At 60.4% G+C, this 26,002-nt stretch carries 24 protein-coding genes; 11 read left to right on the top strand and 13 right to left on the bottom strand.

The window, feature by feature from the left end; all coding sequences use genetic code 11:
* Positions 1–107: 107 nt before the first annotated feature.
* The gene (locus K0P33_RS18820) at positions 108–332 is read left to right on the top strand and encodes a DUF465 domain-containing protein (RefSeq protein WP_094951656.1); all 225 of its coding nucleotides are present in this window, start codon (positions 108–110) and stop codon (positions 330–332) included.
* 158 nt (positions 333–490) lie between these two features.
* Here the strand turns inward: K0P33_RS18820 and K0P33_RS18815 are convergent, their stop codons facing one another.
* Positions 491–1,867 (bottom strand): VOC family protein, encoded by a 1,377-nt coding sequence (locus tag K0P33_RS18815; RefSeq protein WP_242150453.1) that lies wholly within the window; start codon positions 1,865–1,867, stop codon positions 491–493.
* A 289-nt stretch (positions 1,868–2,156) separates the two neighbouring features.
* Here K0P33_RS18815 and K0P33_RS18810 point away from each other — a divergent pair, with 289 nt between their 5' ends.
* The 3 genes from K0P33_RS18810 (at position 2,157) to K0P33_RS18800 (ending at position 7,088) form a co-directional block, all read left to right on the top strand.
* Positions 2,157–3,566: an OprD family outer membrane porin gene (locus tag K0P33_RS18810; protein WP_242150450.1), complete on the top strand. Its 1,410-nt coding sequence runs from the start codon at positions 2,157–2,159 to the stop codon at positions 3,564–3,566.
* Positions 3,567–3,712: 146 nt separating this feature from the next.
* Positions 3,713–6,349, top strand: coding sequence for a glucosidase (locus K0P33_RS18805; RefSeq protein ID WP_242150447.1), 2,637 nt, complete (start codon positions 3,713–3,715; stop codon positions 6,347–6,349).
* A 145-nt stretch (positions 6,350–6,494) separates the two neighbouring features.
* Positions 6,495–7,088, top strand: coding sequence for a hypothetical protein (locus K0P33_RS18800; RefSeq protein ID WP_242150444.1), 594 nt, complete (start codon positions 6,495–6,497; stop codon positions 7,086–7,088).
* 62 nt (positions 7,089–7,150) lie between these two features.
* Here the strand turns inward: K0P33_RS18800 and K0P33_RS18795 are convergent, their stop codons facing one another.
* Both K0P33_RS18795 and K0P33_RS18790 read right to left on the bottom strand, forming a co-directional pair.
* A complete protein-coding gene (locus K0P33_RS18795; protein ID WP_048730219.1) occupies positions 7,151–7,465 on the bottom strand; it encodes an SCP2 sterol-binding domain-containing protein in 315 nt (104 codons plus the stop codon).
* 56 nt (positions 7,466–7,521) lie between these two features.
* Positions 7,522–8,232, bottom strand: coding sequence for a histidine phosphatase family protein (locus K0P33_RS18790; RefSeq protein WP_242150442.1), 711 nt, complete (start codon positions 8,230–8,232; stop codon positions 7,522–7,524).
* Between the two features lie 196 nt (positions 8,233–8,428).
* On the opposite strand from K0P33_RS18790, the gene sohB reads away from it, so the two are divergent.
* Positions 8,429–9,454: a protease SohB gene (gene sohB / locus K0P33_RS18785; RefSeq protein ID WP_242150439.1), complete on the top strand. Its 1,026-nt coding sequence runs from the start codon at positions 8,429–8,431 to the stop codon at positions 9,452–9,454.
* A 154-nt stretch (positions 9,455–9,608) separates the two neighbouring features.
* Here sohB and K0P33_RS18780 read toward each other — a convergent pair whose 3' ends face one another.
* Positions 9,609–11,141: an MFS transporter gene (locus K0P33_RS18780; RefSeq protein ID WP_242150436.1), complete on the bottom strand. Its 1,533-nt coding sequence runs from the start codon at positions 11,139–11,141 to the stop codon at positions 9,609–9,611.
* Between the two features lie 150 nt (positions 11,142–11,291).
* Between K0P33_RS18780 and K0P33_RS18775 the strand changes: the two genes are divergently transcribed.
* A complete protein-coding gene (locus K0P33_RS18775) occupies positions 11,292–12,173 on the top strand; it encodes a LysR substrate-binding domain-containing protein (protein ID WP_242150433.1) in 882 nt (293 codons plus the stop codon).
* A 142-nt stretch (positions 12,174–12,315) separates the two neighbouring features.
* On the opposite strand, the gene dhaL is transcribed toward K0P33_RS18775, so the two are convergent.
* From dhaL to K0P33_RS18740, 7 genes are all read right to left on the bottom strand, one after another.
* Positions 12,316–12,960 (bottom strand): dihydroxyacetone kinase subunit DhaL, encoded by a 645-nt coding sequence (gene dhaL / locus K0P33_RS18770; protein WP_242150430.1) that lies wholly within the window; start codon positions 12,958–12,960, stop codon positions 12,316–12,318.
* Between the two features lie 3 nt (positions 12,961–12,963).
* A complete protein-coding gene (locus K0P33_RS18765; protein ID WP_094951646.1) occupies positions 12,964–13,965 on the bottom strand; it encodes a dihydroxyacetone kinase subunit DhaK in 1,002 nt (333 codons plus the stop codon).
* 60 nt (positions 13,966–14,025) lie between these two features.
* Entirely contained in the window at positions 14,026–15,141 is a 1,116-nt protein-coding gene (locus tag K0P33_RS18760) for an alcohol dehydrogenase catalytic domain-containing protein (protein WP_242150425.1), read from the bottom strand.
* Positions 15,142–15,167: 26 nt separating this feature from the next.
* Complete coding sequence (locus tag K0P33_RS18755) at positions 15,168–15,923, bottom strand: SDR family oxidoreductase (RefSeq protein WP_094951644.1); 756 nt, start codon at positions 15,921–15,923, stop codon at positions 15,168–15,170.
* A gap of 146 nt (positions 15,924–16,069) precedes the next feature.
* On the bottom strand, positions 16,070–17,077 hold the full coding sequence (locus K0P33_RS18750; RefSeq protein WP_094951643.1) for a substrate-binding domain-containing protein: 1,008 nt from the start codon (positions 17,075–17,077) through the stop codon (positions 16,070–16,072).
* A 57-nt stretch (positions 17,078–17,134) separates the two neighbouring features.
* A complete protein-coding gene (locus tag K0P33_RS18745) occupies positions 17,135–18,112 on the bottom strand; it encodes an ABC transporter permease (RefSeq protein WP_094951642.1) in 978 nt (325 codons plus the stop codon).
* Positions 18,109–19,596 carry a sugar ABC transporter ATP-binding protein gene (locus K0P33_RS18740; protein WP_094951641.1) on the bottom strand — a complete coding sequence of 496 codons (1,488 nt, stop codon included), beginning with the start codon at positions 19,594–19,596 and terminating at the stop codon, positions 18,109–18,111. Before K0P33_RS18740 ends, K0P33_RS18745 begins: the two co-directional genes overlap by 4 nt.
* 283 nt (positions 19,597–19,879) lie before the next feature.
* Here K0P33_RS18740 and rpiB point away from each other — a divergent pair, with 283 nt between their 5' ends.
* The 3 genes from rpiB to K0P33_RS18725 all read left to right on the top strand — a co-directional run bounded on the left by rpiB (position 19,880) and on the right by K0P33_RS18725 (position 23,343).
* Positions 19,880–20,341 (top strand): ribose 5-phosphate isomerase B, encoded by a 462-nt coding sequence (gene rpiB / locus K0P33_RS18735; RefSeq protein ID WP_242150422.1) that lies wholly within the window; start codon positions 19,880–19,882, stop codon positions 20,339–20,341.
* A gap of 63 nt (positions 20,342–20,404) precedes the next feature.
* Positions 20,405–21,385 carry a sugar-binding transcriptional regulator gene (locus K0P33_RS18730; protein WP_242150419.1) on the top strand — a complete coding sequence of 327 codons (981 nt, stop codon included), beginning with the start codon at positions 20,405–20,407 and terminating at the stop codon, positions 21,383–21,385.
* Positions 21,386–21,777: 392 nt separating this feature from the next.
* Entirely contained in the window at positions 21,778–23,343 is a 1,566-nt protein-coding gene (locus tag K0P33_RS18725) for a TerC family protein (protein ID WP_094951638.1), read from the top strand.
* Here the strand turns inward: K0P33_RS18725 and K0P33_RS18720 are convergent.
* Together K0P33_RS18720 and K0P33_RS18715 are read right to left on the bottom strand one after the other, a co-directional pair.
* Entirely contained in the window at positions 23,324–23,734 is a 411-nt protein-coding gene (locus tag K0P33_RS18720) for a thioredoxin family protein (protein ID WP_094951637.1), read from the bottom strand. The genes K0P33_RS18725 and K0P33_RS18720 overlap by 20 nt on opposite strands.
* A gap of 91 nt (positions 23,735–23,825) precedes the next feature.
* Positions 23,826–24,074 (bottom strand): hypothetical protein, encoded by a 249-nt coding sequence (locus tag K0P33_RS18715; protein WP_094951636.1) that lies wholly within the window; start codon positions 24,072–24,074, stop codon positions 23,826–23,828.
* A gap of 356 nt (positions 24,075–24,430) precedes the next feature.
* Here K0P33_RS18715 and K0P33_RS18710 point away from each other — a divergent pair, with 356 nt between their 5' ends.
* Entirely contained in the window at positions 24,431–25,279 is an 849-nt protein-coding gene (locus K0P33_RS18710; protein WP_094951635.1) for a transporter substrate-binding domain-containing protein, read from the top strand.
* 51 nt (positions 25,280–25,330) lie between these two features.
* Positions 25,331–25,993, top strand: coding sequence for an amino acid ABC transporter permease (locus K0P33_RS18705; RefSeq protein WP_028616418.1), 663 nt, complete (start codon positions 25,331–25,333; stop codon positions 25,991–25,993).
* The last annotated feature ends 9 nt before the right edge of the window (positions 25,994–26,002 follow it).

The raw sequence follows: 26,002 nt of genomic DNA, 5'->3' as shown, positions 1-26,002 counted from the left end.
CCCACCTTGCGACGAACGGGGATGCATTGACTCAAGACATGACAAGACCCCTTGGAATGGGCTAGCTTCAAGAGCGTAGGCCATTGATCAACGTGCGGAGGTACTCCATGCCAGTGAAACACGACCTGTTGCAGGACCTGGGTTTGAGTAAAGAAACTGTCGACGAGCGCCGGGCAAAAAATCCCCATCTGAATGCGCTGTTTGATAAATACAAAACCGTCGATGACTTGGTGGTGACTGCTGAAAAAGCAGCTGGCAGCGATGAGGAACTGCGCAAGTTGAAGGAGAAGCGCTTGCTGGTTAAAGACGAGATTGTGCAGCACTTGGGCTAAATCAACGCCCGCGCTCCTACAGGGGCGCGGACATATTTGTTCAGAATTGCCTGAGGGACAGCGCGCTTTTGCGTGTTTATGATGCGCCCCGTCCACCCGGCTCTGGGGACTGTTGTGGCGCAAGGATTGCGCTGGTGAGCCGGGCGGACACTCTCATTTCATGCCAGTAGCGCTTGGGTGCATTCATCTATAGAGCGTTGCTGCGTCTCGCCATACAGCTTCAACTCATCAATCGTCTTGCGGCCCAGCGCCTTCTCGAATTCGGCCTGGTTCGAACTCGCCGCGTAGTGACTTTGCGCCGCATCCCCAAGGTTCGACTGAAAGATCCCCGCCGCACTCACCGGCAGAAAATCCTCATACACCAACGGTTCCACGTCGACGTGGCCGGCAGCAATCAGCGCCTCCAAGGTTTTCGGCTGATCGGCTTGGCCGTGTGCCGCCAGGCCTTGCTCGGTGGCGAAATAGCGAAAGTACGCCAGGCCCTGTTCGCGCATCTGCGTGTGGTTGTCGGGGAAGGCCGCGAAGTGTTGCTCCATCAAGTGCACATAACGTGCGGCGTTGGCCTCACTGGGAAAAGCCCCCAGTTCATCGCGCGCGGCGTTCAGCAGTTGGTCGTACAGGGCGCGGCCCTTGGGCGTCAACGCGACACCGCGTTGTTCAATTTCGCCGAAGCGCGCGCTGTGGCTGCCTTGGGCGTCGGTGAAGGCGATGGGCTCGTCGAGGGCCTTGAAGCTGGTCTGGCGCAGCAGGATCGGGCAGTGGCGGCGCGGCGGGCCTTCGATCACGGCCTTGGGGGTGATGCCTTTGCCGGGCATCGCGGCCTGCACCTTGTCGATGTCCAGCGTGCGCGGGGTCAGGTGGTTGATGTGCGGGCCCTTGAAGGCCACCACGTCGGCGATCAGGCGGTGCTGGTCGCTCAACTGCTGGTACTGCTGGCCGGTGACGGTGGCGGTGTGGTGCCAGCGGAAGGTTTCCAGGGCCTGGCGGATGAACGCTTCGGCATCAGGGGCGTTGAGGCCGCCGTCGCGTTCGGCTTGTTCGATCAACGCCAAGGCGCCTGGGGTGAAGATCTTGCGCTTAGCCAGCGCGCTTTCGGCGAAGGCGCGCAGTTCGAGGTTTTCGATCAGTTCCAGGCGCAGCAACGAGGTAAATACGCGGAACGGGCTGATCTGCAGCGAGCGTTCATGCACGGCGCGAAAGGCGGTGGAATGCACGGGCACGCCCGCCGGGGTCAGGTCGTAGTAGCCCACCGGTTGCATGCCCATCACCGCAAACAGGCGGCCGATGGTTGCCAGCTCAAAGGCAGTGCCCAGGCGGATGGCGCCGTGGCGCTCCTTGTCCAGGCGCTCGATTTCGCCGGTGCGGCGCAGCTGCCGGGCCAAGCTCGAATCACTGGCCAGCACCTGGGTATTGGTCTCGGCCACCAGCGCCATCAACGCCCCATACAGCGGGACTTCATCTCGGTACATGTCGGACATGGCCTTGGAGAAGCCTTTGCGGATCTCGTCGGGGCTGACATGTGCGGTGGTTGGCATAGAAAAATTCCTGATGGCTATTGTGATGAGCGTGGCCTGCCTCTGATTTTGTTGAGCTTGGGGGCGGCTTGCAAACGAAGATTCCTCTGGACTTCATTCTGCAAATGAATGAGATGACGTGAATATGACAAAAAACAGCAACGGTAAAATTTCATTTTCGCAGCCCCTTTCCTAACAAATTCTTCACGAGGTGCGCCCCGGTCCTCATGAAACAATCGTCACGTTTGTAGGGATGAAAACGCCGTTTTGCACACAACGTACATAAAAAAATGTTTAGGGGCCGTCACACATGAAAACTTCTACACTGGCGTTATCCATCACCGCCGCATTGCTCGCACAACAAGCCTGCGCGGATGATTTTGGGCTCGGCTCACTGGGCACGGGCACAGGTCACAGTGGCTTTGTTGAAGACAGCCATGCGGCGGTCAGTTCGCGGACCATGTACTACAGCGCAGATAACCGCTCGGGGACCAACAACGATCTGCGCGAAGCCGCGACCTTGCTGCGTTTCGACTACAAATCCGGCTACACCCAAGGCACCCTTGGCGTCGGTTTCGACGTGATGGCGTTCGGCGCCTTGCGTCTTGATGGTGGCGACGGCCACGCCGCTGGCCCAGGCCTGGCGGGGAACGGCAACAGCTTCTTCCCGACCAAAAACAACGGCACCGAGCCTGCCGACAGCTTCGGCCGCGCGGCGGGTAACGTGAAGTTCCGGATTTCCCAGACTGAGTTGCACGTGGGTGGCGGTTTGGCCCCGGTGCTGCCGATCCTGGTCTCCAACGACAGCCGTGTTGCGCCGCAGACCTTTGACGGCGGCATCCTCACCTCCAGCGACATTCCTAACGTGACCTTCACCGGCGGTGAGCTGAACAAGGCCGAAGGCCGTGCTTCGAGCAACTCCACGGGCTTGAGTGTGGCCGGTGGTACGCGTGACAGCGACAGCTTCAAGTTCGGTGGTGTGGACTACAAACCGTTCGGCTCGTCCGACAACGCCATCGCGAAAAACCTGACGTTGCAGTACTACTACGCCAACCTGCAGGACTTCTACAAACAGAACTATTTCGGCCTGGTCCACGTATTGCCGCTGGGCAATGACCAGTCGTTCAAGACTGACCTGCGCTACTTCGACAGCACCAGCGACGGCAAGAATGGCGAGAGCGGCTATGCGTTCAACAACAACGGTGGCTACGCCAAGCACGCCGGCGAAGTGGATAACAAAACCTACAGCGCCGCGTTCACCTACCAGTTGGGCGGCAGCAGCCTGATGCTCGGCCACATCGGCGTAAGCGACGATGGCGGCTTCGTATGGGTTAACCAGGGCAGCCTCGCCGACCCGCAACAACAAGGCGCCGGCGGCAGCGACTTCTACCTGTTCACCGACGCCGTGGTTGGCCAGTTCTCCCGTGCGGGTGAGCAAGTCAACTTTGGTCAGTACACGTATGACTTCAAGGCCTATGTACCCGGCCTGAAAGCGTCCGTGGCTTACCTGGACGGTACGGACATCAAGTCCAAGGTGGCCGGTGGCCCTGATCAGAAAGAAAACGAAACCGACTTGCGCCTGGATTACGTCGTGCAGGCCGGCCCGCTCAAAGGCTTTGGCACCACCTTCCGCACTGGTACGTATCACGGTCACAACACAGGTACTGCGGATCAGGATCAAACGCGCCTGATCTTCAACTATACCTACGCGATCTTCTAAGAAAGCGCGTGCTTTTACACAGTCGAAAAAGCGGAGGCCGCCTCATCAGCGGCCTCTTTTTTTGCGCGACTGGATGAGACTTCATGTGCATCGCAGCACGGATGGGTTCTACACTGCCCCTCACTTTGTCAGTGATGGAGGACCCAATGACGGCCACGCCCGTAACCAACATCCTTGAAACGATTGAAGGCCAACGCCTGGCAACGCAAGAGGCTGAGCGTTGGCGTGAGTGGGGCCCGTACTTGAGTGAACGCCAGTGGGGCACGGTGCGCGAAGACTACAGCGCAGACGGCGATGCCTGGGCCTACTTCCCCCATGAACATGCACGCAGCCGCGCCTACCGTTGGGGCGAGGACGGCTTGGCCGGTTTCAGCGACAAAGCGCAACGCTGGTGCCTGGGCCTGGCGCTGTGGAACGAGCGCGACGCGATCATCAAGGAGCGCCTGTTCGGCCTGAACAACGCCGAGGGCAACCACGGTGAAGACGTCAAGGAACTGTACTTTTTCGTCGATGGCGTACCGAGCCATGCCTACATGCGCATGCTCTACAAATACCCGCATGCGGCTTTTCCCTACGCCGACCTGACCACCGAGAACGCGCGCCGCGGGCTTGAGGATGCCGAGTACGAGATCCTCGACACTGGCGTGTTTGAAGACAACCGCTACTGCGATGTCAGCGTCGAATACGCCAAGCATCAGCCCGATGATATTTTCATGAAGGTCACCGTGCATAACCGCTCGGACCAGCCGACGCGTTTGCAGGTGCTGCCCCAACTGTGGGCCCGCAATGACTGGAGCTGGACCTTCGATGCGCCCAAGCCGCAGTTGCGCCTGGACGGCGAGCACGTGCTGGCCCAGCATCATGAACTTTCCGATCGCCACCTTAGCGCCTGGGGCCAGGACGGCGTGGAATGGTTGTTCTGCGAAAACGAGAGCAACTTTCCCACGCTGGGCGGGCAACCGGCGCCTGGGCCGTTCAAGGACGGCATCAATGATTACGTGGTAGGCGGCGTGCAATCGGCGATTCGCCGGGACGCCGGCACCAAGGTCGCCGCGCGTTTCATCCTCGAGCTGGCAGGCCTGGAAAGCAAAACCCTGTACCTGCGGTTTGCGCCCACGGACGCGCCCCAGGTCAATGCGCGCAAGCTGATCGAACAGCGCCGCCAAGAGGCCGATGACTTCTACGCGGCCTTGCAGCACGGCATTAGCGATGCAGACGCGCGCAATGTGCAGCGCCAGGCCCTGGCCGGGTTGCTGTGGTCCAAGCAGCTCTACTACTTCGACGTGAACCAATGGCTCGACGGCGACCCGGCTCAGCCCGCGCCGCCGCCTGAGCGCCTGCATATCCGCAATACCCATTGGCGGCACCTGTCCAACTTCGACATCCTCTCCATGCCCGACACTTGGGAATACCCGTGGTACGCCTCCTGGGACCAAGGCTTCCAGGCAGTGGCGATTGCGCTGATCGATCCTGGGTATGCCAAGCAGCAGTTGCTGCTGCTGGTGAAGGACCGTTTCATGCACCCCAACGGCCAGTTGCCGGCGTATGAGTGGCGTTTCGACGACGCCAACCCGCCGGTGCATGCCTGGGCCAGTTGGCGGGTGTATCAGCAGGATAAGGCGCTGACCGGCGTCGGCGACATGGATTTCCTCGAGCGGATTTTCCATAAGCTGCTGTTGAATTTTTCCTGGTGGGTCAACCGCAAGGATGCCGAAGGCCGCAACCTGTTCCAGGGCGGCTTCCTCGGTCTGGACAACATTGCCTTGTTCGACCGCTCGGCCACCTTGCCGCCGGGCTACCAGCTGGATCAGGCCGACGGCACGGCGTGGGTCGCGGCCTATGCGCTGGACCTGATGCGAATCGGGTTGGAGCTGGCCAAGCGCAACGTGGTGTATGTCGACATTGCGGTGAAGTTTTTCGAGCACTTCCTGTATATCGCCGGTGCCATTAACCGCGTCGACGACAGCGCCGAAGGGCTGTGGGATGAGCAGGACCTGTTCTTCTACGACGTACTGCACCGCCCCGACGGCCAGAACGAGCCGGTACGGCTGCGCTCCATTGTTGGCCTGATGCCGCTGTTCGCCGTGCTGGTGTTGGAGCAACGCGAGCATGAGGGCTTGCAAGGCTTGCGTGAACGCTTGCTGGGGTTCATGCACCACCGGCCGGACCTGGCCAAATTGGTGTCGCGCTGGAACGAGCCGGGGCAGGGCAATCGCCTGTTGCTGGCGCTGTTGCGTGGCGAGCGCACCAAGGACCTGTTGCGGCGCATGCTCGATGACAATGAGTTTCTGTCGGCCTTTGGTGTGCGCTCTTTGTCCAAGGCGTTTGCCGAGCAGCCGCTGGCGTTGAAGATGAATGGCGATACGTTGTGCGCGCGTTATCAGCCTGGGGAATCCGACTCGCGCCTGTACGGCGGCAACTCCAATTGGCGTGGGCCGTTGTGGATGCCGGTGAACTACATGCTGATCGAGTCGTTGCGTGAGTTTCATCGGTATTACGCGGATAACTTTTCGGTGGAGTACCCGACAGGCAGTGGTTATCTGGCGTCCCTGGAGGAGGTTGCTGACGGGCTGAGCCAGCGACTGACACGCTTGTTTTTAAGGGATGAGGATGGCTGCAGGCCGTCGATGGCGGGCTATGCGCAACTGGAGGCCGACCCGGCCAGCCGTGCTCTGGTGTTGTTCCATGAGTATTTCCATGGCGAGACCGGGCGGGGGTTGGGTGCTTCGCATCAGACGGGGTGGAGTGCGTTGGTGGCGTTGTTGTTGCAACCGAAAACTTAACGGTCACCAGCAATCGGGCGTGGGCGCTGGCTTGCCAGCACCCACATTGGCGCTGCATCGATTCAGAAATTGCATGCAAAAAAATCCTGCCGGCAACGGTTTGAATCAGGTAAATTCGCCGCCCCTTAAGACAAGGATGTAGACAATGGCGAATGTTATCGCGCGGTTTCGCAATGCGAGCCTCTTGGGTGCATTGCTGATGACCACCAGTATTGTCATCACGTCCCTGTATGCCCAGGCAAGTGTTGCGGCGCCCCTGATGATGCATTGCAGCGACTGCGAGAAAGGTGACCACACCTTCGATGCGACGAAATGGTTCAGCAGCGGCATGTACCGTCTTGAAACGGACATTGATCCCAGCCCGATGCGCTCGATGACGCGCAAGCATCCGGTGGTCTTCACGGCCAAGGACAATGACAAGCTGGTAGAGGCCGCGATAAGCGGGATCAAAAGATTCGACTCATCCCTCGATACCCGCACGCTTGAGTCACAGTGGCCTGTATTGACGGGACGTGTGCGTTACACCTACAGCGTCTTTGTGGCGCCTGACGAACCCAAGGACCTCTACGACATGTATTTGCAGATGGGTAAATACAAGGTGGTGATCGTGATTGGGTTGGACGTCAATACCGGTGATATCACCGACGAGAACGAAGCGCGTTACATTCGTGAGAACGATGGTAATGACCCCGCGTACATGGACACATTTGAACAGATGGATAACGCCGGCACCCGTTGATCGGGAGGCTGGCTGAACGAAAAATCCCGCCATTGGCGGGATTTTTTTTGAGCGCGGCGTTATCAGGCCGGGAACAGCTCGCTCAGTTTCATCGCCAGCATCATGTCGCCTTCGGTGCGCAGCTTGCCGCCCATGAACGCTTGCATGCCGTCGGTGGAGCCGTCAACGATGCCTTTCATGGTGTCGCCGTCCATGACCAGGGTCACTTGGGCGTCCGGGTTTTCGCCTTCCAGCAGTTCGCAGGTGTTGTTCTTCACTACCAGCGAAAAGTTCTGGGTGTCGTCGATACGGAAACCGAACACCAGGTCCAGGCCGTCGGCAGCGGCTGGGTTGAATTTGGCTTTCATTGCTTCTACAGCTTTGGCTACGTCAGTCATGGTTTCGATCCTTTAAGGTAGAGTCCAGTGACCTTGGGGTCACGGTTGGCCGCAATTCATCGGAAAGTGATGAACTGCGGCGCCTTCAACAGTTGCAAGTGGGTATGACTGTTGAAGGAAGCCAGTGCCACCTCGCGACCGCGGAATTTCAGCTGGTTGAGCGAGGTGTTAACAATTTGCCAGTTCAGTTCGAAGGCCTGGGCGGCAGGCATCCGGGTAATCAGGTGGAGCAGGGCGGTGATGGTACCGCCGGAGGTGAACACGGCGATCTTGTGCGAGCTGTCGGCGGCTTCAAGAATTCGTTGCAGGCCGCCTTGTACACGCTCGACAAACCCCAACCAGCTTTCCAGCCCCGGTGGATCATAAGTACCGGCCAGCCATCGCTCGATGATCAACGCGAAGATGCGCTGGAACTCGCTGCGGTTCTGCGCGCCATTACGCAGCACCTCCACAGCGTGGGGTTCACTGGCGAGCAAGTCAGGGAGCAGGGCGCGGATGATGGCCTCGCCGTCGAACTCGTTGAACGCCGGGTCGGTTTCCAGAGGCGGCACCGGCAGGCCCAGGGCGCTGTATTGATCGAACGCGGCCGTGGCGGTGTGCTGCTGGCGGCGCAGGTCGCCGGCGATGCAGCGGTCGAACGTCAGGCCCAGGTCGGCCAGGTGGCGCCCGAGTACTTGCGCTTGTTCCACGCCGACGGGCGACAGGACGTCATAGTCGTCTGCACCGAAGGAGGCCTGGCCATGTCGAATCAAATAAATGCTGCCCACGTCCGTTTTCCCGGTACGTTGAAAGTCTGGCGAGGTTATGAGGATGCCTGCGAGCTGTCAATGAAAAAACATACGCTTGTTTTAAAAGTGCGTTAGAGCAGCTTGGCTGCTGGCGGTTTGAGCACTGGTCGCCTGACGATCGCGTCGGTATGCTTGGGCAATCCGCGCCTGGCGCCGTGCATTGTTAAGGAGACACATGGATTTTTTGGCTGAATACGCGAGCTTTCTAGCGAAGACCGTCACCCTGGTGGTCGCTATTTTGGTGGTACTGATCAGCTTCGCGGCGCTGCGCAGCAAAGGCCGTCGCAAAGCGGCCGGCCAGTTGCAGGTCAGCAAGCTGAATGATTTCTACAAGGGCCTGCGTGAGCGCCTGGAATCGAGCCTGCTCGACAAAGACCAGCTCAAGGCCCTGCGCAAGTCCGAAAGCAAAACCGAAAAGAAGAACAGCAAGAAGAAGCCCGAGGCCAAGCCGCGGGTATTCGTGCTGGATTTTGACGGCGACATCAAGGCCTCTGCCACCGAAAGCCTGCGCCATGAAATCACCGCGCTGCTGAGCCTGGCCACGCCTAAAGATGAAGTGGTGCTGCGCCTGGAAAGTGGCGGCGGCATGGTCCACAGCTATGGCTTGGCGTCGTCCCAACTGGCGCGTATCCGCCAGGCCGGCGTGCCGTTGACCGTGTGCATCGACAAGGTCGCCGCCAGCGGCGGCTACATGATGGCGTGCATCGGCGAGAAGATCATCAGCGGCCCGTTCGCCATCCTCGGCTCGATTGGTGTGGTAGCGCAGTTGCCCAACGTCAACCGCCTGCTGAAAAAGCACGATATCGACTTTGAAGTGCTGACGGCCGGTGAATACAAACGCACCCTCACCGTGTTTGGCGAAAACACCGAGAAGGGCCGTGAGAAGTTCCAGGAAGACCTGGACATCACCCATCAGCTGTTCAAGAACTTCGTCTCGCGTTATCGCCCACAGCTGGCGATTGATGAAGTCGCGACCGGTGAAGTGTGGCTGGGTGTTGCAGCGCTCGACAAACAACTGGTCGACGAACTGCAAACCAGCGACGAATACCTGGCCACCAAGGCCAAGACTGCCGAGGTGTACCACCTGCACTATGCCGAGCGTAAAAGCCTGCAGGAGCGAGTGGGCCTGGCGGCCAGCGGCTCGGTAGACCGCGTGCTGCTGACCTGGTGGAGCCGATTGACCCAGCAGCGGTTCTGGTAAGTCGACCGATCGTTCCCACGCTTTGCGTGGGAATGCATCCTGTGACGCTCCGCGTCACCCTTGCGAAGGGCTTGAGTCTGGCGTGGGCAGGTTGGACGCGGAGCGTCCGGGGCGGCATTCCCACGCAGAGCGTGGGAGCGATCTAATCCCACATTTAGTTCTGAGTCAGTCTGGAAGACTGTTGTACTGAGGGAATCGGGTTTCTCATTAACGTCCCCACCACCAACGCCCCCAGCAGCCCCAACAACCCCGCCACCCACAACACCCCGCTGAAGCCACCCACAAATGCCTGCCGCGCCAGCGGTTGCACCTGCACCCGTGCCGGTTCCGGCAACACACCCATCGCCGCTGGCATATCACCTGCCACCACCCGCGATGCAATCCCCGCCACCTGGGCCTGCCACTGCGGATCGATGCTCGCACGCAGCAGCTGTTCACTATGGCTGCTCAGCAATGCCCCATACACACCGATAGCCAACATGATTGCGCTGAAACGCATGGTGGTGCTCATGCCCGAGGCCATCCCCGCGCGGTCTCGTGGCACGCAGGCCATGATGTTTTTCTGCGTGTCGCCATTGAGCAGGCCCGCACCGGCGCCGGTCACGGCAATCGCCAGGGCGAAGGGCAGATAGCCGCCCGCCGTTACCGCCCAGGCGCTCAACAGGTTGCCGCAACCGACCAGGGTCAAGCCGGTCGCCATCATCGTTGCCGGTGCAAAGCGCCCCGCCAGCCGCGCGCCGATGCGGGGGCAGATCAGCATGGTCAGCGCAAACGGCAACATGCCCAGGCCCGAAGCAATCGCGGAGAAGCCCAGGCCGTTTTGCAGGTAGAACGGCAGCAACGTCATCATCACTTGGGCGCACCCGGCATAGGCAAACATGCCGAGCAGGGCGCCGATAAAACGCGGATGGCGAAACAGTTGCAAGTCCACCATGGGCCGTTGTTGCACACGCTCGACGATCACAAACACACCCAGCAGCGCCGCGCCGCCGATCAGGCGTGCAGAGGTCAGCGGGTTAGCCCAGCCGATGCGATTGGCCTCGATCAGCCCCCACATCAGGCACAGCAGGCTCGCACTGAACGCCAGGCTGCCCCATGGATCAAGCCGCGCCGACTGAGTGTCGCGCGACTCTGGAATCGCACGCAGCACCAGCGCCATCAAGCCCAGGCCCACGGGCAGGTTGAGGTAGAAAATCCAGCGCCAGCCCAGGTATTCGGTGATCACGCCGCCCAGGGTTGGCGCGGCGGTCATCGCCACGCCCATGCACGCGCCCCAGAACGCCCAGGCTTTGGCGCGTTCCACTTCATCGTGGAAGGTATGGCCGATGGACGCGAGGGCGGACGTCAGCAACAAAGCCGCGCCGACACCTTTCACTGCGCGGGCGACATCCAGCAGCAGCGCAGTGGGCGCCGCACCGCAGCCTAGGGAGGCCAGGATGAAAATGCTCAAGCCCCAGATCAGCGTCTTCTGGCGGCCAAAGCGATCGGCGATGCTGCCGGCCGGTAGCAACAAGGCGGCGAACGCGAGCATATAGGCGCTGACCACCCACTCGATATCGGCGAAGTTGGCGCCCAGGTCGCGGGCGATGCTCGGCAGGGTCACGGCGACAATATTGGTGTCGAGCACGATCAGCGAACACACGCCGGAGGCGGTCAGTAGCGTCAAACGCGGACTGGCCCGGCTCATGGCTTAATTACCTTGCGGGCAATAGGGGAAAGGCAGTTGACTAACATCGCAAAGGCTCTCTAGTGTTGAGGTACGCTGAGCTTATCCCTAGCCGCAGCTCGTTCTATTAGCTGGCCTGAAGCACTTCATTACCTTTGAGCTAATCCTGCGATGGAAATCCGCCACTTCCGCTACTTTCTGGCCGTTGCCCGTCAGCGCAATTTCACCCGCGCCGCCGAGCAGCTAGGCATCGCGCCGCCGACCTTGAGCCGACAGATCCAGGACATGGAAGCCAGCCTGGGCACGCGTTTGTTTATCCGTCAGCAACGCGAAGTCAGCCTTACCGAAGCCGGCGCCGCGTTGTTGATTGAGGCCGAAGCCACGGTGCGCCAATTTGAATTTGCCCAGCGCAATGCCCAGCGCGCCGGGCGTGGCGAGATCGGCCATATCGAGTTGGGCTACGTGGCCTCGGCGGTGTACTCCGGTGTGTTGCAGCGGCAGATGCAAGCGTTCAGCCAGGCGTTTCCCGATGTAAGCGTGAACGTGCGCGAATGCGCGATGGCGACCTTGCCGAGTGCAGTGGCGGACGGGCGTTACGACATCGGCTATATCCGCTCGCCCATGACCCTGCCCGACGGTGTGGAAGCCTTGCGCCTGCACAGCGAAGGGTTTGTGTTGGCGCTGGCGCAGGATTCCTGGCTGCTGGGGCTCAAGGCCATTGGCTGCGAGCACCTGCAAAACGAGACGTTTATCCTGCCGGAGCAAATCAGCGGCACCTTGCACGTCGCCGCCCAGGGCGGTTTTGCCCCGCGCCTGGGGCCGCAGCCGGGTGGGTTGGTTGCGGTGGTGGCGCTGGTGTCGTTAGGGCAGGGCGTGGCGGTGGTGCCAGCGTCGATGGTCGGGCATGTGAGTTTGCCGGGCGTGGTGTACCGCGGTATTCAGGGCAGCGAGGCGTCGTCGTGGCTGTCGCTGATTCACCGGCGCTTTGAGAAAGCGCCGGCGGTGGCGCGGTATATCCAGCAGGTCAAGCAGATAGCTAGGGTGGAGGCTTGATCGCGGCGGGTGGGGTACTTTGCGGGTTAACGGTGTTGCTACCTTCGCGAGCACGCCCGCTCCCACATTCGACCGCATTCCAAATGCTGGAACTCGATCTAATGTGGGAGCGGGCTTGCTCGCGAAGGGGTCATCTGGGGCGCTACACCAACCTCGGTTGAACCGAATCCGCTAGCCGCGTCAGTATCAGGCAGCACGACACCGCCCCGGCATCCAGCACGCCCAGCGAGCGCTCGCCCAAACGGCTGGCGCGGCCGATTTTCGCGACCAGATCCTTGGTCGAGTCGCGCCCCTGTGAGGCGGCGGTTTTCATTGCGTCCAGCGCATCGTTGAAGGATGCGCCTCCTGCATGCGCGCGCTCAAAGGCTTCAACCGCCGGGATCAGGGTGTCCATCAAACACTTGTCGCCCACGCCCGCCTCGGTAATGTCTTGCAGTGAGGTCAGGCCACCGCGCAGCAGGTGGGCAAAGGTCGCGGCGTCGATGTCTTCACGGCCGCGCACTTCGTCGGCCATACCGATAAACAGGCTGCCGTACAACGGCCCCATGGAGCCGCCGATGCCTTCCATCAGGCTCAGGGTCAGTTCGTCCAGGGCTTCGGCCAGGGTCAGTTGCCGGCCCTCGATAGTGCGCCCGCAATGGGCGAAACCCTTGGCCATGTTGATGCCGTGGTCGCCGTCGCCAATCGCGCCGTCGACTTCGCTGAGGTATTCACGGTTGGCCACAATCACGCTGACCAAGTCGGCGACGATGGCGCTGCCGTCATGGGTGGAAAAATGTTGGCTCATGGTTCACTCCGCCTGGGTCATGCCGATGGAGCGGCAGGGTTGGTCGATCAGGGTTTTAAGCTCGGCGTCGAGGCCGAGCAGGGTCAGGGTCACGCCCATCATCTCAAGGGAAGTGAAGTAGTTGCCCACGTAGCAACGGTGAATCTTCAAGCCCTTGGCCTTGAGCTGGCGTTCCACCTCAGCGTAGAAAATGTACAGCTCCATGACTGGCGTGGCGCCCAGGCCGGAGACCAGCACGACCACGCTGTCGTCCTGGCTGAAGTCACGGTCGGCCAGGATCGGCGCGAGCATGCGTTCGGCCATGGCAGCGGCGGATTCGATGGCGATCACTTCAATGCCCGGTTCGCCGTGATGGCCGATGCCCAACTCCATCTGGCCGTCGGGAATCTGGAAGTTCGGCTTGCCCACCGCCGCGATGGTGCAGGGTGTGAGGCCGATGCCGATCGAGCGGCAATGGTCGACGGTTTTCTGCGCGACGCGAATCACCCCGTCGAGGTCATAATGCTGGGCGGCGGCGGCACCGCCGATCTTCCACATGAAGATTTCCCCGGCCACGCCACGGCGCTTGGCGATTTCGGCCTTGGGCGCGGAGGCCACGTCGTCGTTGGCGACCACGGTGCGGATGCGCATGTCTTTGCTGGCGGCCATTTTCATCGCCAGCTTCACGTTCATGTTGTCGCCGGCGTAGTTGCCATACAGGCAGGCCACGCCCGCGCCATGGTCGGCGGCGCGGAAGGCGTCGAAAAAACTCTTGGCGGTGGGTGAGGAGAAGATTTCACCGACGGCCACGGCGTCCACCAAGCCTGGGCCGACGTAGCCGAGAAACGCCGGTTCATGGCCGGAACCGCCGCCGGTGACAATGCCCACGTGGCCCTTGTTCGAGGGCTTGGCTTTGACGATAACACGTGGGTTGGACTCGTATTGGCGCAGCTCGGGGTGCGCGACCAGAATACCGCGCAGCATGTCCTCGACCACTTGGTCCGGATCGTTGATCACTCGATTCATAACGCGGGTTCCTGTGTTCTTATGTATAGGGCAACAAACTATCAACTGTGGGGGCTGGGGTCAGGGTTCCAGCACAACCTTCAGCGACTTGTCCCCGCGCTCCATCACCGCAAACGCTTCCTTGAAGTCCGCCAGCGCAAATTTGTGGGTCACTACGTCGCGCATGTCGATCTTGCGGTTGCCGATAAAGTCGATGGCGCGCGGGTACATGTACGGGCCCAGGTGTGAGCCCAGAATGTCCAGCTCTTTGCGGTCGCCGATGATTGACCAATCTACCGTGGCCTCATCATTAAAGACGCTGAATTCGACAAAACGCCCCAGCTTGCGCAGCATCGCCAGGCCTTGGTTCACCGCCTTGTGGTGCCCGGTGGCTTCGATGTAGATGTCGCAGCCATAGCCGTCGGTGATCGCGCGGATTTTGGCCATCACGTCGACTTCCGCCGGGTTCCACACTTCGTCGGCGCCCATGCGCAGGGCGAGGGCGGCGCGTTCGGGTTTCATGTCCAGCACGATCAGCTTTTTCGGGTTGCGCAGGCGCACGGCGCCGATGATGCCCAGGCCCAGGGTGCCGGCACCGGCCACCACCACGATGTCGTCATGGTCGACATTCGCGCGCTCGGCGGCATGCAGTGAGCAGGCCAGCGGTTCAATCAGGATGGCTTCGTCGGGGGCGATGGATTCCGGCACTTTGTGGATGATGCCTTCCTTGGTGAAGATCATGTACTGGGCCATGGCGCCCTGCACATTGTTCTGGAAGCCATACAGGTCATGCTTCTGGCACATCCAGTACTGGCCGTGGTTGCAGAAACGGCAGCCCCAGCACGGCACGATCTGCTCGGAGATCACCCGGTCACCGACCGCCACACCACGTTTTTCCGCGCCTGGGCCGAGGGCAACCACGCGGCAGACGAATTCATGCCCGGGAATCATCGGCGGTTTTACGTAGCGCGGTTGCTCGGCATCGCCCCAGAACGACGGCGCGCCGCGATAGGTCTTGATATCGCCCATGCAGATGCCGCACAGCTCGACTTTGGTGAGGATCTCGTCAGGCCCGGGCGTGGGCACGTCGACGGTTTCCAGGCGGTAGTCTTCCGGGCCATGGCAGACCACAGCCTGCATGGTTTTCGGGATGCTCGGGGCGAGTTGTTCAGGTGTGCGTTCGGTGACGGTGGACATGACAAAACCTCACGACAAAAAATGAATTACTGAATGCTGTAGCCGCCGTCGATCACCATGTTGGCGCCGGTGATCATCTGTGCTGCGTCGCTGAGCAGGTACAACGCCAGCCCGGCGATTTCTTCCGGCTGGGCGAAGCGGCCCGCCGGGATCTGCAATTTGGCCCGTTCGCCCACCTCACCGGCCCAGGCTTTCTTGCCCAGCGCGGTCTCGACGATGGTCGGGGAGATGGCGTTGACGTTGATCTGCGGCGCCCATTCCATGGCCAGCACCTTGGTCATGCCGACGATGGCGGCCTTGCTCGCGCAGTAGGCGACGTGGCGGTCCAGGCCGATCACGGCGGCTTGCGAGGCGAGGTTGACGATGCGCCCGCCGCCGTTGGCCAGCATGTGTTTGGCGCAGGCCTGGGCCACGAAGAAGCTGGCCTTGAGGTTGATATCCAGGGTGCTGTCCCAAGCGCTTTCGCTGACATCGACGGCCTTGTCGAGCAGGACGATGCCGGCGCTGTTGATCAGGTAATCCAGGCGTTGGAAGTGCTCGAACACCTGGTCGATGGTGTGTTGTACCTGGCCGATCTGGCTGAGGTCGACGGCAATGCCCAGGTGTTGGGCGCCCAGGCGGGCGGCGACTTCAACCACCGCTGGGTCACGGTCAAGCAAGGCCACGCGTGCGCCGCGCTCTGCCAGCAAGGTGGCGCAGGCCAGGCCAATCCCGGCGGCGCCGCCGGTGATCACCGCGCAACGGCCGGTGAGGTCGAAGGCTTGGTTCCAGAATCCAGACATGAATAACTCCTCTTTCAAAAGCGCTGCTGATCCAATGTGGGAGCTGGCTTGCCTGCGATGCAGGCGACTCGGTCTTTCAGTCAAACCGAGGTGATGCCATCGCAGGCCAGCCAGCTCCCACACTTGACCTTATTTCAAGGTGAAAGCTACTTACCGCCGCTGACTTGTTTGTACAGCGCATCCGCATTCGCATTGGTCACTGGTACCCACGGCAGGATGTAGTTTTTGGCCGTGCCATCAGCCCATTTCACGTCCTTGGCATAGCGCTCCCAGATCACTGATTGCGGCTTGTAGTCCTTGCCCGCCAACGCGCGCAAGGCCACGTCCAGCGCGCCTTGGGATTGCGCCTGGGCGTCTTGCAGGAAGGTGGTGACTTCGTCTTTTTTCGCCGCCTGGATCGCGTCCGGCATGCCGTCGATGGAGGTCACCGGCACGTCCTTGGAGGTCAGCCCGTGGGACTTAAGGGCCTGCACGGCGCCCAGGGCCATGTCGTCGTTCTGCGCGATCACGCCGTTGATGCCTTTGGGGTGCGCGTTCAGCCAGTCTTCGGTGAGGGTCATGGCCTGCGCGCGGTCCCAGTTGGCGGTCTTTTTCTCGATGATCTTGATGTCCGGGTGCTTGCCCAGCACTTCCAGCTCGCCTTTTTCCCGGTCGATCTGTGCCGACTGGCCAATCGGGCCCTGGATGATCACCACGTTGCCACGGCCGTTGAGCTTGTCGACCATGGCCTGGGCCTGCAGGCGGCCGCCTTCCACGTCATCGTTACCCACGTAAGGCACGGAGGCATCGGCTACTTTCGTATTGGAGGCGATGACCACCACGTCGTTGCTCATGGCTTGTTTCACGGTACCGACGCCGGCCTTGGTGTCGATTGGCACGAACAGGATGGCGTCGTAGCGCTGGGTCACCATGTTTTCGATCTGGTTGTTCTGGGTCAGGGCGTCGTAGTTGCCGTCGAACACGGTCAACTGCACGGTACCGTCCTTGACCGCCGGGTGTTCCTTCAGCTCGCGGACCCAGTTCTGCATGAACTGGCCCTTGAGGCCGTAGACGGCTGCGCCGACTTTGTAGGTCTTGCCATCGGCGGCCAACGCGATACTGCTGGCGAGCAGGGAGAGGGCCGCGACAGCAGCCAAAGACATTCCAGATTTCATGGTGAGAACTCCGCTTATTGTTGTGGGTCGTTCAGTGCATTTTTTGAGGAACAGCGACTAGCGTTTTTTCTTGCGCCACACATCGATCAGTACCGCGAACACGATGATCAGGCCCTTGGCGACCTGCTGGTAGTAGGAGGACACGCCGAGCAGGTTAAGGCCGTTGTTGATCACGCCGATCAACAGCGCACCAAACAGCGTGCCGACAATGCTGCCGGTGCCGCCCGACAGGCTGGTACCGCCGATCACCACAGCGGCAATCGCGTCCAGCTCATAGGAAACCCCGGCCTGGGGCAGGGCGGAGGTGGTGCGTGCCGACAGCACCACGCCGGCCAATCCGGCGAGCAAACCTGAGACCACGTACACCGAAAACATCACCTTGCGCACGCCGATGCCGGAGGTGCGCGCGCTCTTTTCGTTGCCGCCTACTGCGTACACATAGCGCCCGTACGTGGTGTAGCGCAGCACCATCCAGAAGATCAGCGCGACCACGGCGAAGATGACAATCGGCACGCCAATCGGGCCGATCTTGCCGATGCCCAGCGCCAGGTAAGCGTCGGGCAGGTCGGTGATCGGGCTGCCGTCGTTGAGGATAAAGGTCATGCCCCGCGCGATGCTGAGCATGCCGAGGGTGGCCACGAACGGTGGGATCGACAGGTTGGCGACCATAAAACCGTTGACCACGCCGAGCATCGCCCCGGCAAACATCCCGGCGCTGACCGCCGCCAGCAGGCCGTAGCCTTGGGTGGCGACCATGGCGCTGCACAACCCGGCGAACGCCAGGATCGAGCCTACCGACAGGTCGATGCCCTTGGTCAAAATCACGTAGGTCATGCCCACCGCGAGGATGCCGTTGATGGACGTCTGGCGCAGGATGTCCATCCAGTTGCGCCAGGTCATGAAGTATTCGCTGGAAAACGCCATCACCACGCACAGCAGGATAAACACCAGCGGCAAGCCGAAACGGTCAAGGGACAAACGCAGGCGATTGCGCGGCGTGGCAGTCAGGGGTGGGGCAATGGTTTTGGCATTCATGAGGCAAGACTCAACAAGGCTTCCTGGGAAAGGGCGGTGTCGGTGCTGATGGTCACCAGCCGGCCGCCCTTGAATACGGCGATGCGATCACTCAGGTGCAGCAACTCCGGGGCTTCGGACGACACCACAATGGCCGCGCCACCGGCACGTACGAACTGGTCGAGCAAGTGGTAGATCTCTTGCTTGGCGCCTTCATCAATGCCCCGGGTCGGTTCATCGCAGAGCAGGCACACCGGTTCGGTCGACAGGCATTTGGCGAGCACCACTTTTTGCTGGTTGCCGCCGCTCATGGAGGCCACCGGCAAGTCCAGTGAGGTGGTTTTGATCTGCAGGCGCTTGACCATGTCCTGCGCCAGCTGGGCTTCTTTGCGTGCATTGATCAGCGACCAGCTCGACAGGCGTTTGTAGGCCGACAGCGCAATGTTGGAAAGAATGCTGCCGGTGAGCACCAGGCCGCTGTCTTTGCGGTCTTCGGTGACCAGCGACATGCCGGCGTTGATCGTGGCCTTGGGCAAACCGATGGGCATGGGCTTGCCTTGCAGGGTGACGCTGCCGGAGTCCGCCACTGTCAGGCCGTAGATGCAGTTGAGAAATTCGCTGCGCCCCGAGCCCATCAGGCCATAGATGCCGAGGATTTCGCCTTGGCGCAGTTGCAGGCTGATGTCGTGAAACTCACCGTTGCGGCTCAGGTTATCGACTTGCAGGCAGGTGGCGGCGGCGCATTCGCGGCCGACCTTGTGGTCGATGCGCGTCAGTTCCTGGCCGACGATGCCGCGCACCAGGTGGTTGCGGTCGATATCGGCCATGCGCCCGCTTTCCACAAAGGCGCCGTCGCGAAAGATGCTGTAGTCGTCGGCGATCTGCGCCAGTTCACTTAAGCGGTGCGACACATACACGATGCCGGCGCCGCGGTCGGTGAGGCGGCGAATTGCCTTGAATAGGGTTTGCGCCTCGCGCTCGCCGATGGCCGAGGTCGGTTCGTCCATGATCATCACCTGGCAGTCATGGCTGAACGCCTTGGCGATTTCCACCAGTTGCACCTGCGCCACGCTCAGGCGGTGCATGGGGCTGGTGGCGTCGACGTCGAACTCCAGGCTGTCGAGCAGCTCGCGGGTGCGGCGGTTGAGGGTCTTGCTGTCGACGATGAAGCCAGCACGGCGCGGCTCACGGCCCAGCCAGATATTTTCGGCGACGGTCATATAAGGGATGGGTTCCAGCTCCTGGGTGATCATCGCGATCCCCGCCGCCAAGGCTTCGCTCGGGCGGTTGAACTGCACGGGTGCGCCGTTGAGCAGAATGCTCCCGGCGTCACGTTGGGTGATGCCCATCAGGATGCTCAGGAAGGTCGACTTGCCTGCGCCATTGCCGCCGCACAACGCGTGGACGCTGCCGGCCCGCAGAGAGAGGCGCCCGTCACGCAGGGCAGGCACCCCGGCGTAAGCCTTGGCGACGTGTTCAGCCTGGAGCAGTAATGGCGTGGCCATCGGCGTGTCCTCGTGCTGTGAATTCTTATTAGGTCGCACAGTCATGTTTTGCTGTGATCATATGTGTATCAAATGAAATTCTGATCAGTCAATCTCTTTCACTTAAAAGGTGTAAATCTCATCTGGCGGGGTCTCATCGCCCCTATATAGGGCTTTGACTGCGAGGTCAGTTAAAACTCGCTTGACAGGAAGGGCGGAATACCCGCGAAATGACTGAGCGAAATTTCATTGAGTGATCATATGATCAGTCATAAATACGATTACGGCAGCGGAGCCAGACGCCATGAACACACCATTCCCGGTGGCTATCGGATGCGATGAAGCGGGTTTTGAGCTCAAAGAGCTGTTGAAGCGCCATATCGAGGCGTTGGGTTACCCGGTGACCGACTTCGGCACCCACTCCACCGCGCCGGTGCTGTACCCGGACATCGCCCTGGCGGTGGCCAATGCCATCAATGCCGGGCAGCAGCGCCTGGGCGTGCTGGTGTGTGGCACCGGGATAGGCATGGCTATCTCGGCCAATAAGGTGCTGGGCATTCGGGCTGCGCAGGCGCATGACACGTATTCGGCGGAGCGGGCGCGCAAGAGCAACGATGCGCAGATCCTGTCCATCGGCGCGCGGGTGATCGGCGCAGAGCTGGCCAAAAGCATCGTCACCTCGTTCCTGGCGTCGGAGTTCGAGGCGGCGCGCTCCGGGGCCAAGGTGGCGCGCATCAATGCGATCGAGCGTGATGGGCATCAGTAGTGGACGGCGCGGGGTAAGAGTCGGGAGAATGCGCCTTTGACGCCGAAACGGAAGCCCGTCCCCATGAGTGAGAGTACCCAGCGCATCGCCAGCGATATCGATCAGATGACCGAAGTGGCGATGCTCTATTACCTCGAGAACGTCACTCAGGAAGCCATCGCCAAACGCTTCGACCTGTCACGCGCCAAGGTCAGTCGCCTGCTCAAGCGTGCGCGCGATGAAGGGATTGTCGAAGTGCGCGTGTTGCAGCACCCGGCGATGAACAACGAGCTGGAGCGGGCGCTGGTGGAACGCTTCAAGCTCGACCGGGCGTTGATCGCCGTCGACCACAGCGACCCCGACACCCAGCGCTCGGCCGTTGCCAGCCTGGTGGCCAACTACCTGAATAAAACCCTGAGTGACGGCATGATCGTCGCGGTGGGCATGGGGCGTAATGTGGGTGCGGTGGCTGACAACGTGTTTTTGCCGGTGACGCGCAATTGCACATTTGTCTGTGCCATCGGCGGTTCGCTCAAGGCTGGCGAGTACATGAACCCCGACCATATCTGCCGCCGCCTGGCCCTGCGCTTTGGCGGCGAGAGTGAAAGCCTGTACGCCCCGGCACTGGTGGCGAACCCGGAACTGCGTGGGGTGTTGATCAATAACGACACGGTGCGCTCGACCCTGGACCGGGCGCGGCGGGCGGACATTGCGCTGATTGGCATTGGCGATATGAGCGAAAACAGCAACATGGTGCGCATGGGCTGGTTCTCGCCTCAGGAAATCGCCCAGGCGCGGTTGTCCGGTACGGTGGGCGACATGATGGGCTATGACTTTATCGACATTCACGGGCAGCCGGCGGTCAACGCGATTCAAGGGCGGGTGATCGGGTTGACGGTGCAGGAGTTGTTTCGCATCCCGGATGTGGTGGCGATTGCCAGTGAGAACACCAAGGCGGCGGCGACGCTGGGGGCGTTGCGGTCGGGGGTGATTAATACCCTCGCAACCACGGTGACGAATGCGCATACGATTTTGGCGTTGGATGATGCAACGCGTAAAACCTGATTCAACACCGATTAAAATGTGGGATCGGGCGTGTGTGGGGGCTGGCTTGCCTGCGATAGCATCACCTCGGTCTTGTTGATAGACCGAGTCGCCTGCATCGCGGGCAAGCCCGGCTCCCACAGGTTTCTGTGGGGGTGAGAGGGTTGATTACAGATCTTGTAATAGTTTTATGTTGTGGGGAATTTGGGTTTGGGTTGTAGGATTTGAGTCCTTTTGTCATTTCAGGACTTGCATGAACACCCTCTCGGAGCCTCCCGGTCGTCTTTCCCCAAGACACCCACTGCCGCTGTTTGCGCTAAAGCATCCCGTATTCCGACTGCTAACATTGTCCCGGTCCACTGACCGCGCTTTGCCGTGTCTGGCACTCTGAAATCTATTACGAGACTCTATAAATGGAATGGTTAGCGGATCCAACGGCCTGGCTCGGCCTGTTGACCTTGATTGTGCTGGAACTGGTGCTGGGCATCGACAACTTGGTGTTTATCGCGATCCTGGCGGACAAGTTGCCGCCGGAGCAGCGCGACCGGGCGCGGTTGATCGGTTTGTCCCTGGCGCTGTTGATGCGCCTGGGCTTGCTGGCGAGTATTTCCTGGTTGGTGACGCTGACCCAGCCATTGTTCGAGGTGTTCGACAAGAGCTTCTCCGGCCGTGACCTGATCATGCTGTTCGGTGGTGTGTTCCTGTTGTTCAAGGCCACCATGGAATTGCACGAGCGCCTTGAAGGCCATGTGGCCCAGCGCTCGGGCAATGTGGCGTATGCGATGTTCTGGCCGATCGTGGCGCAGATCGTGGTGCTCGACGCAGTGTTCTCCCTTGACGCGGTGATTACCGCCGTGGGCATGGTCGATGAGCTGGCGGTGATGATGATCGCGGTGATTGTCTCCATCGGCCTGATGATCGTGGCCAGCAAGCCGCTGACCCGCTTCGTCAATGCGCACCCGACGGTGATCATGCTGTGCTTGGGCTTCTTGATGATGATTGGTTTCGCCCTGACTGCCGAAGGCTTGGGCTTCCATATTCCGAAGGGCTACCTGTATGCGGCGATTGGTTTCTCGATTCTGATCGAGGTGTTCAACCAGATTGCCCGTGCCCGTCGCAAGAAGTCGGCGCAAGGCACCTTGCCAGTTCGTCAGCGTACCGCGCATGCGGTGATGCGTTTGCTGGGCGGTCGCAGTCTGGCAGTGGAGGGCATGGATGACGAGGTTGCCGACCTGATGGGCGAGCCGGACGCGACCCAGGGCCCGCTGTTCGACCGACGCGAGCGCGTGATGATCAGCGGCGTGCTGCAATTGGCCGAGCGGCCGATCCGCACCTTGATGACACCACGGGCGCAGGTTGACTGTATCGATCTGGCGGACGATCCCGACACTATTCGCCTGAAACTGATGCATTCGTCCTACTCGCGGCTGCCGTTGATCCGCAATGGTGCCGTTGATGAGCCATTAGGCTTCGTGCATAAGAAGGAACTGCTCAAGGAATACCTGGCCGGCAACGAGCCGAACCTGGAACACCTGGCGCGCCGTGCGATTAACCTGCTGGAGAGTTTTTCGATCCTCAACGCCCTGGAGCAGATGCGCCAGGAATCCACCCACATTGCGTTCGTGATCAACGAATTCGGCGATTTCATGGGCGTGTTGAGCATGACCGACATTCTCGAATCCATCGCCGGTGAATTGCCGGATGCCAGCGAGATTGAAGGGCCGGATATCGTCGAGGAAGGTCAAGGTTTTCGCGCCAATGGCGCCTTGAACCTCAACCAGATTCGCCAGCGCACCGGCTTCAAGGCCGTGGCCACCGACGATTATCAGACCCTCGCAGGTTTAGTGATGAGCCTGCTGGACCGCCTGCCGATGGTCGGCGACAGCCTGGAGCATGAAGGCTGGCGCCTTACCGTGGCGGCGGTGGAGGAGCGGCGAGTTACGCAGGTGTTGTTAATGGCTAGTGCGCCTGCGATTTAAGCCGGTGTGTGCCATGTAGGTGATGCTTGGGGTTGTGCAGGGATGATGTCGGCCGTTTGTGCGTGTTTGCGTAGCGCATAAACGTCCGCATCAGCCGTTTTACCTGGCCCTCGTAGACGCCAAAGCCCTTGAGTTTTTCCTGCAACTGCCCATTGAGATAAATCAACAGCGTCGGTGTGCCTCCTACCTCTGGGTGCCTCGGCGTATTGGCGCAGTCGAGCACCAGGCTGACGACGTCCGGATACCTGGCAGCGATCAGTTCGAATAGCTCCACCGCGTCCGGGCAGGCAGGACAAGACTGCGAGGCAAACAGCAGGAACACGGGGTGGTGGGTGCTCAGAACTCTCTGATAGTCCTCGGCATTGGCAATGGTTGCGTTGGTGATCCCCATGGCAGTCTCCTTTTTTGACAGCATTCGTTTCGGCCAACGCTAAGTCGAGAGAGCACCACCGTCTACTGTCAACCTTCACAGGTAGACAGCTTCACGCATCCTCCGCACGCTCCACGCGTTCGCGAGCTTTGCGCGCCTGGCTCGCGCATTTCTTATATTCCTCGTTATCCCGCGACGCCTTTGCCTTGCGGTAACCATGATGGTTCTGGCTGGTGTAGTCCGTGCTGAAGGCCTCCTTGAGCTTGGTCAATTCTTCCTTGCATTCACGCCGATCATTGCTGGCCGAAGCCGTGCCGGCCGCCAAACAGCACAGCAAAACCACACTAAGGCTTAACTTCATCACGCCAGGCTCCTAAAGACAGATTTCCCTCAGCCTAGCCCAGCCCAAAAAATCAGCCAGAGCCCGGCAAAGAAACCCTTTGTGGGATCGGCGCACAGCCCCGCGACGGTGCACGGTAACGCCTCAATGGTGCACCCCATAACCCTGTCACCGCACTGTGTGGCCTTGAGTAGCAAACTGCTCCCACCTGCTGGCCCAGCGCGTTACTCCCCGAAAAATTTATCTACCTGATTTAAAACGAATTAATCCCCGACATGTTTTTCTCCTACAGCGTATGGCACACTTTCTGCTGTCTATTCCGTTGTTACATACCAAGTTCCGGTATAGCGGAATACACAACTCCTGGAGTGCTTGTCATGCATCACCGACCTTCCGTGTTTAAAGCGTGTGTTTTTCTCTTCGCCGCATCGGCTTCCCTCGCAAGCGTTGTGCAAGCGGCGGACAGCAAGCTCGATGATGTGCTCAAGCGTGGGCATCTCATCGTGGGTACAGGCAGTACCAATGCGCCGTGGCACTTCCAGGGAGCGGATGGCAAGTTGCAGGGTTTTGATATCGATATCGGCCGCATCGTGGCCAAGGGTTTGTTCAACGACCCGAGCAAGGTCGAGTTTGTGGTGCAGTCCTCCGACGCGCGTATTCCCAACCTGCTGACCAATAAGGTCGACATGAGTTGCCAGTTCATCACCGTTACCGCCAGCCGTGCGCAGCAGGTGGCCTTTACCTTGCCGTACTACCGCGAAGGCGTGGGCCTGTTGTTGCCGAATAACAGCAAATACAAAGAAATCGAAGACCTGCAGGCGGGCGGCGATGGCGTTACCGTGGCCGTGCTGCAAAACGTCTACGCCGAAGAACTGGTGCACCAGGCACTGCCCAAGGCCAAGGTTGACCAATACGACAGCGTCGACCTGATGTACCAGGCCGTGAACTCCGGCCGCGCCGATGCTGCTGCCACCGACCAATCCTCGGTCAAGTACCTGATGGTGCAGAACCCAGGCCGCTACCGCAGCCCGACCTACGCCTGGAGCCCGCAAACCTATGCGTGCGCGGTCAAGCGTGGCGACCAGGACTGGCTGAACTTCGTCAACACTGCGTTACATGAAGCCATGACCGGCGTGGAGTTCCCCACCTACAAAGCCTCGTTCAAACAGTGGTTCGGTGTGGATTTGCCAGAGCCGGCGATCGGTTTCCCGGTTGAGTTCAAGTAAATCGTAACCCTGGGGCGTCGCTGACGACGCCCCAATCAGGTACTGCCGACCATGAACTATCAGTTGAACTTTGCCGCCGTGTGGCGTGATTTTCCCAGCTTGCTGGCGGGGCTCGGCCTGGGCCTTGAGCTGGCATTGCTGTCGATCGCGATTGGCTGCGTGATCGGCTTGATGATGGCGTTTGCCATGCTGTCCAAGCACCGCGCGTTGCGAATCTTCGCCTCGGTGTATGTGACGGTAGTGCGCAATACGCCGATCCTTGTGCTGATCCTGTTGATCTACTTCGCACTGCCGTCACTGGGCATTCGTCTGGATAAAATCCCATCCTTCATCATTACCCTGTCGTTGTACGCCGGTGCTTACCTGACCGAAGTGTTCCGCGCCGGGCTGTTGAATATTCCCAAGGGCTTGCGTGAAGCCGGCCTGGCGATTGGCTTGGGTGAGTGGCGTATCCGCGCCTACATCACCGTGCCGGTGATGCTGCGCAACGTGCTGCCGGCGCTGTCGAACAACTTCATTTCGCTGTTCAAGGACACCTCGTTGGCCGCTGCGATTGCCGTGCCGGAGCTGACCTATTACGCCCGCAAGATCAACGTCGAAAGCTACCGGGTGATTGAAACCTGGATGGTCACGACCGCGCTCTACGTGGCTGCCTGTTACCTCATTGCCATGCTGCTCCGTTACCTGGAACAGCGTCTGGCGATCCGTCGTTAAGGAGGGTTT

Origin of the sequence: Pseudomonas sp. ArH3a (genome assembly GCF_022648765.1) — a bacterium.
GTDB lineage: Bacteria > Pseudomonadota > Gammaproteobacteria > Pseudomonadales > Pseudomonadaceae > Aquipseudomonas.
This window is presented reverse-complemented; position numbering and strand designations above follow the sequence as displayed.

Excerpts from the sequence above, each read along its gene's own strand:
- K0P33_RS18800 (WP_242150444.1), top strand. The coding sequence starts at position 6,495 with ATGGCGAATGTTATCGCGCGGTTTCGCAATGCGAGCCTCTTGGGTGCA.
- K0P33_RS18765 (WP_094951646.1), bottom strand. The coding sequence starts at position 13,965 with ATGAATCGAGTGATCAACGATCCGGACCAAGTGGTCGAGGACATGCTG.
- K0P33_RS18750 (WP_094951643.1), bottom strand. The coding sequence starts at position 17,077 with ATGAAATCTGGAATGTCTTTGGCTGCTGTCGCGGCCCTCTCCCTGCTC.
- K0P33_RS18745 (WP_094951642.1), bottom strand. The coding sequence starts at position 18,112 with ATGAATGCCAAAACCATTGCCCCACCCCTGACTGCCACGCCGCGCAAT.
- dhaL (WP_242150430.1), bottom strand. The coding sequence starts at position 12,960 with ATGAGCCAACATTTTTCCACCCATGACGGCAGCGCCATCGTCGCCGAC.
- K0P33_RS18780 (WP_242150436.1), bottom strand. The coding sequence starts at position 11,141 with ATGAGCCGGGCCAGTCCGCGTTTGACGCTACTGACCGCCTCCGGCGTG.
- K0P33_RS18810 (WP_242150450.1), top strand. The coding sequence starts at position 2,157 with ATGAAAACTTCTACACTGGCGTTATCCATCACCGCCGCATTGCTCGCA.
- sohB (WP_242150439.1), top strand. The coding sequence starts at position 8,429 with ATGGATTTTTTGGCTGAATACGCGAGCTTTCTAGCGAAGACCGTCACC.
- K0P33_RS18755 (WP_094951644.1), bottom strand. The coding sequence starts at position 15,923 with ATGTCTGGATTCTGGAACCAAGCCTTCGACCTCACCGGCCGTTGCGCG.
- K0P33_RS18820 (WP_094951656.1), top strand. The coding sequence starts at position 108 with ATGCCAGTGAAACACGACCTGTTGCAGGACCTGGGTTTGAGTAAAGAA.
- K0P33_RS18715 (WP_094951636.1), bottom strand. The coding sequence starts at position 24,074 with ATGAAGTTAAGCCTTAGTGTGGTTTTGCTGTGCTGTTTGGCGGCCGGC.
- K0P33_RS18720 (WP_094951637.1), bottom strand. The coding sequence starts at position 23,734 with ATGGGGATCACCAACGCAACCATTGCCAATGCCGAGGACTATCAGAGA.
- K0P33_RS18805 (WP_242150447.1), top strand. The coding sequence starts at position 3,713 with ATGACGGCCACGCCCGTAACCAACATCCTTGAAACGATTGAAGGCCAA.
- K0P33_RS18775 (WP_242150433.1), top strand. The coding sequence starts at position 11,292 with ATGGAAATCCGCCACTTCCGCTACTTTCTGGCCGTTGCCCGTCAGCGC.
- K0P33_RS18760 (WP_242150425.1), bottom strand. The coding sequence starts at position 15,141 with ATGTCCACCGTCACCGAACGCACACCTGAACAACTCGCCCCGAGCATC.
- rpiB (WP_242150422.1), top strand. The coding sequence starts at position 19,880 with ATGAACACACCATTCCCGGTGGCTATCGGATGCGATGAAGCGGGTTTT.
- K0P33_RS18705 (WP_028616418.1), top strand. The coding sequence starts at position 25,331 with ATGAACTATCAGTTGAACTTTGCCGCCGTGTGGCGTGATTTTCCCAGC.
- K0P33_RS18730 (WP_242150419.1), top strand. The coding sequence starts at position 20,405 with ATGAGTGAGAGTACCCAGCGCATCGCCAGCGATATCGATCAGATGACC.
- K0P33_RS18725 (WP_094951638.1), top strand. The coding sequence starts at position 21,778 with ATGGAATGGTTAGCGGATCCAACGGCCTGGCTCGGCCTGTTGACCTTG.
- K0P33_RS18795 (WP_048730219.1), bottom strand. The coding sequence starts at position 7,465 with ATGACTGACGTAGCCAAAGCTGTAGAAGCAATGAAAGCCAAATTCAAC.
- K0P33_RS18740 (WP_094951641.1), bottom strand. The coding sequence starts at position 19,596 with ATGGCCACGCCATTACTGCTCCAGGCTGAACACGTCGCCAAGGCTTAC.
- K0P33_RS18815 (WP_242150453.1), bottom strand. The coding sequence starts at position 1,867 with ATGCCAACCACCGCACATGTCAGCCCCGACGAGATCCGCAAAGGCTTC.
- K0P33_RS18710 (WP_094951635.1), top strand. The coding sequence starts at position 24,431 with ATGCATCACCGACCTTCCGTGTTTAAAGCGTGTGTTTTTCTCTTCGCC.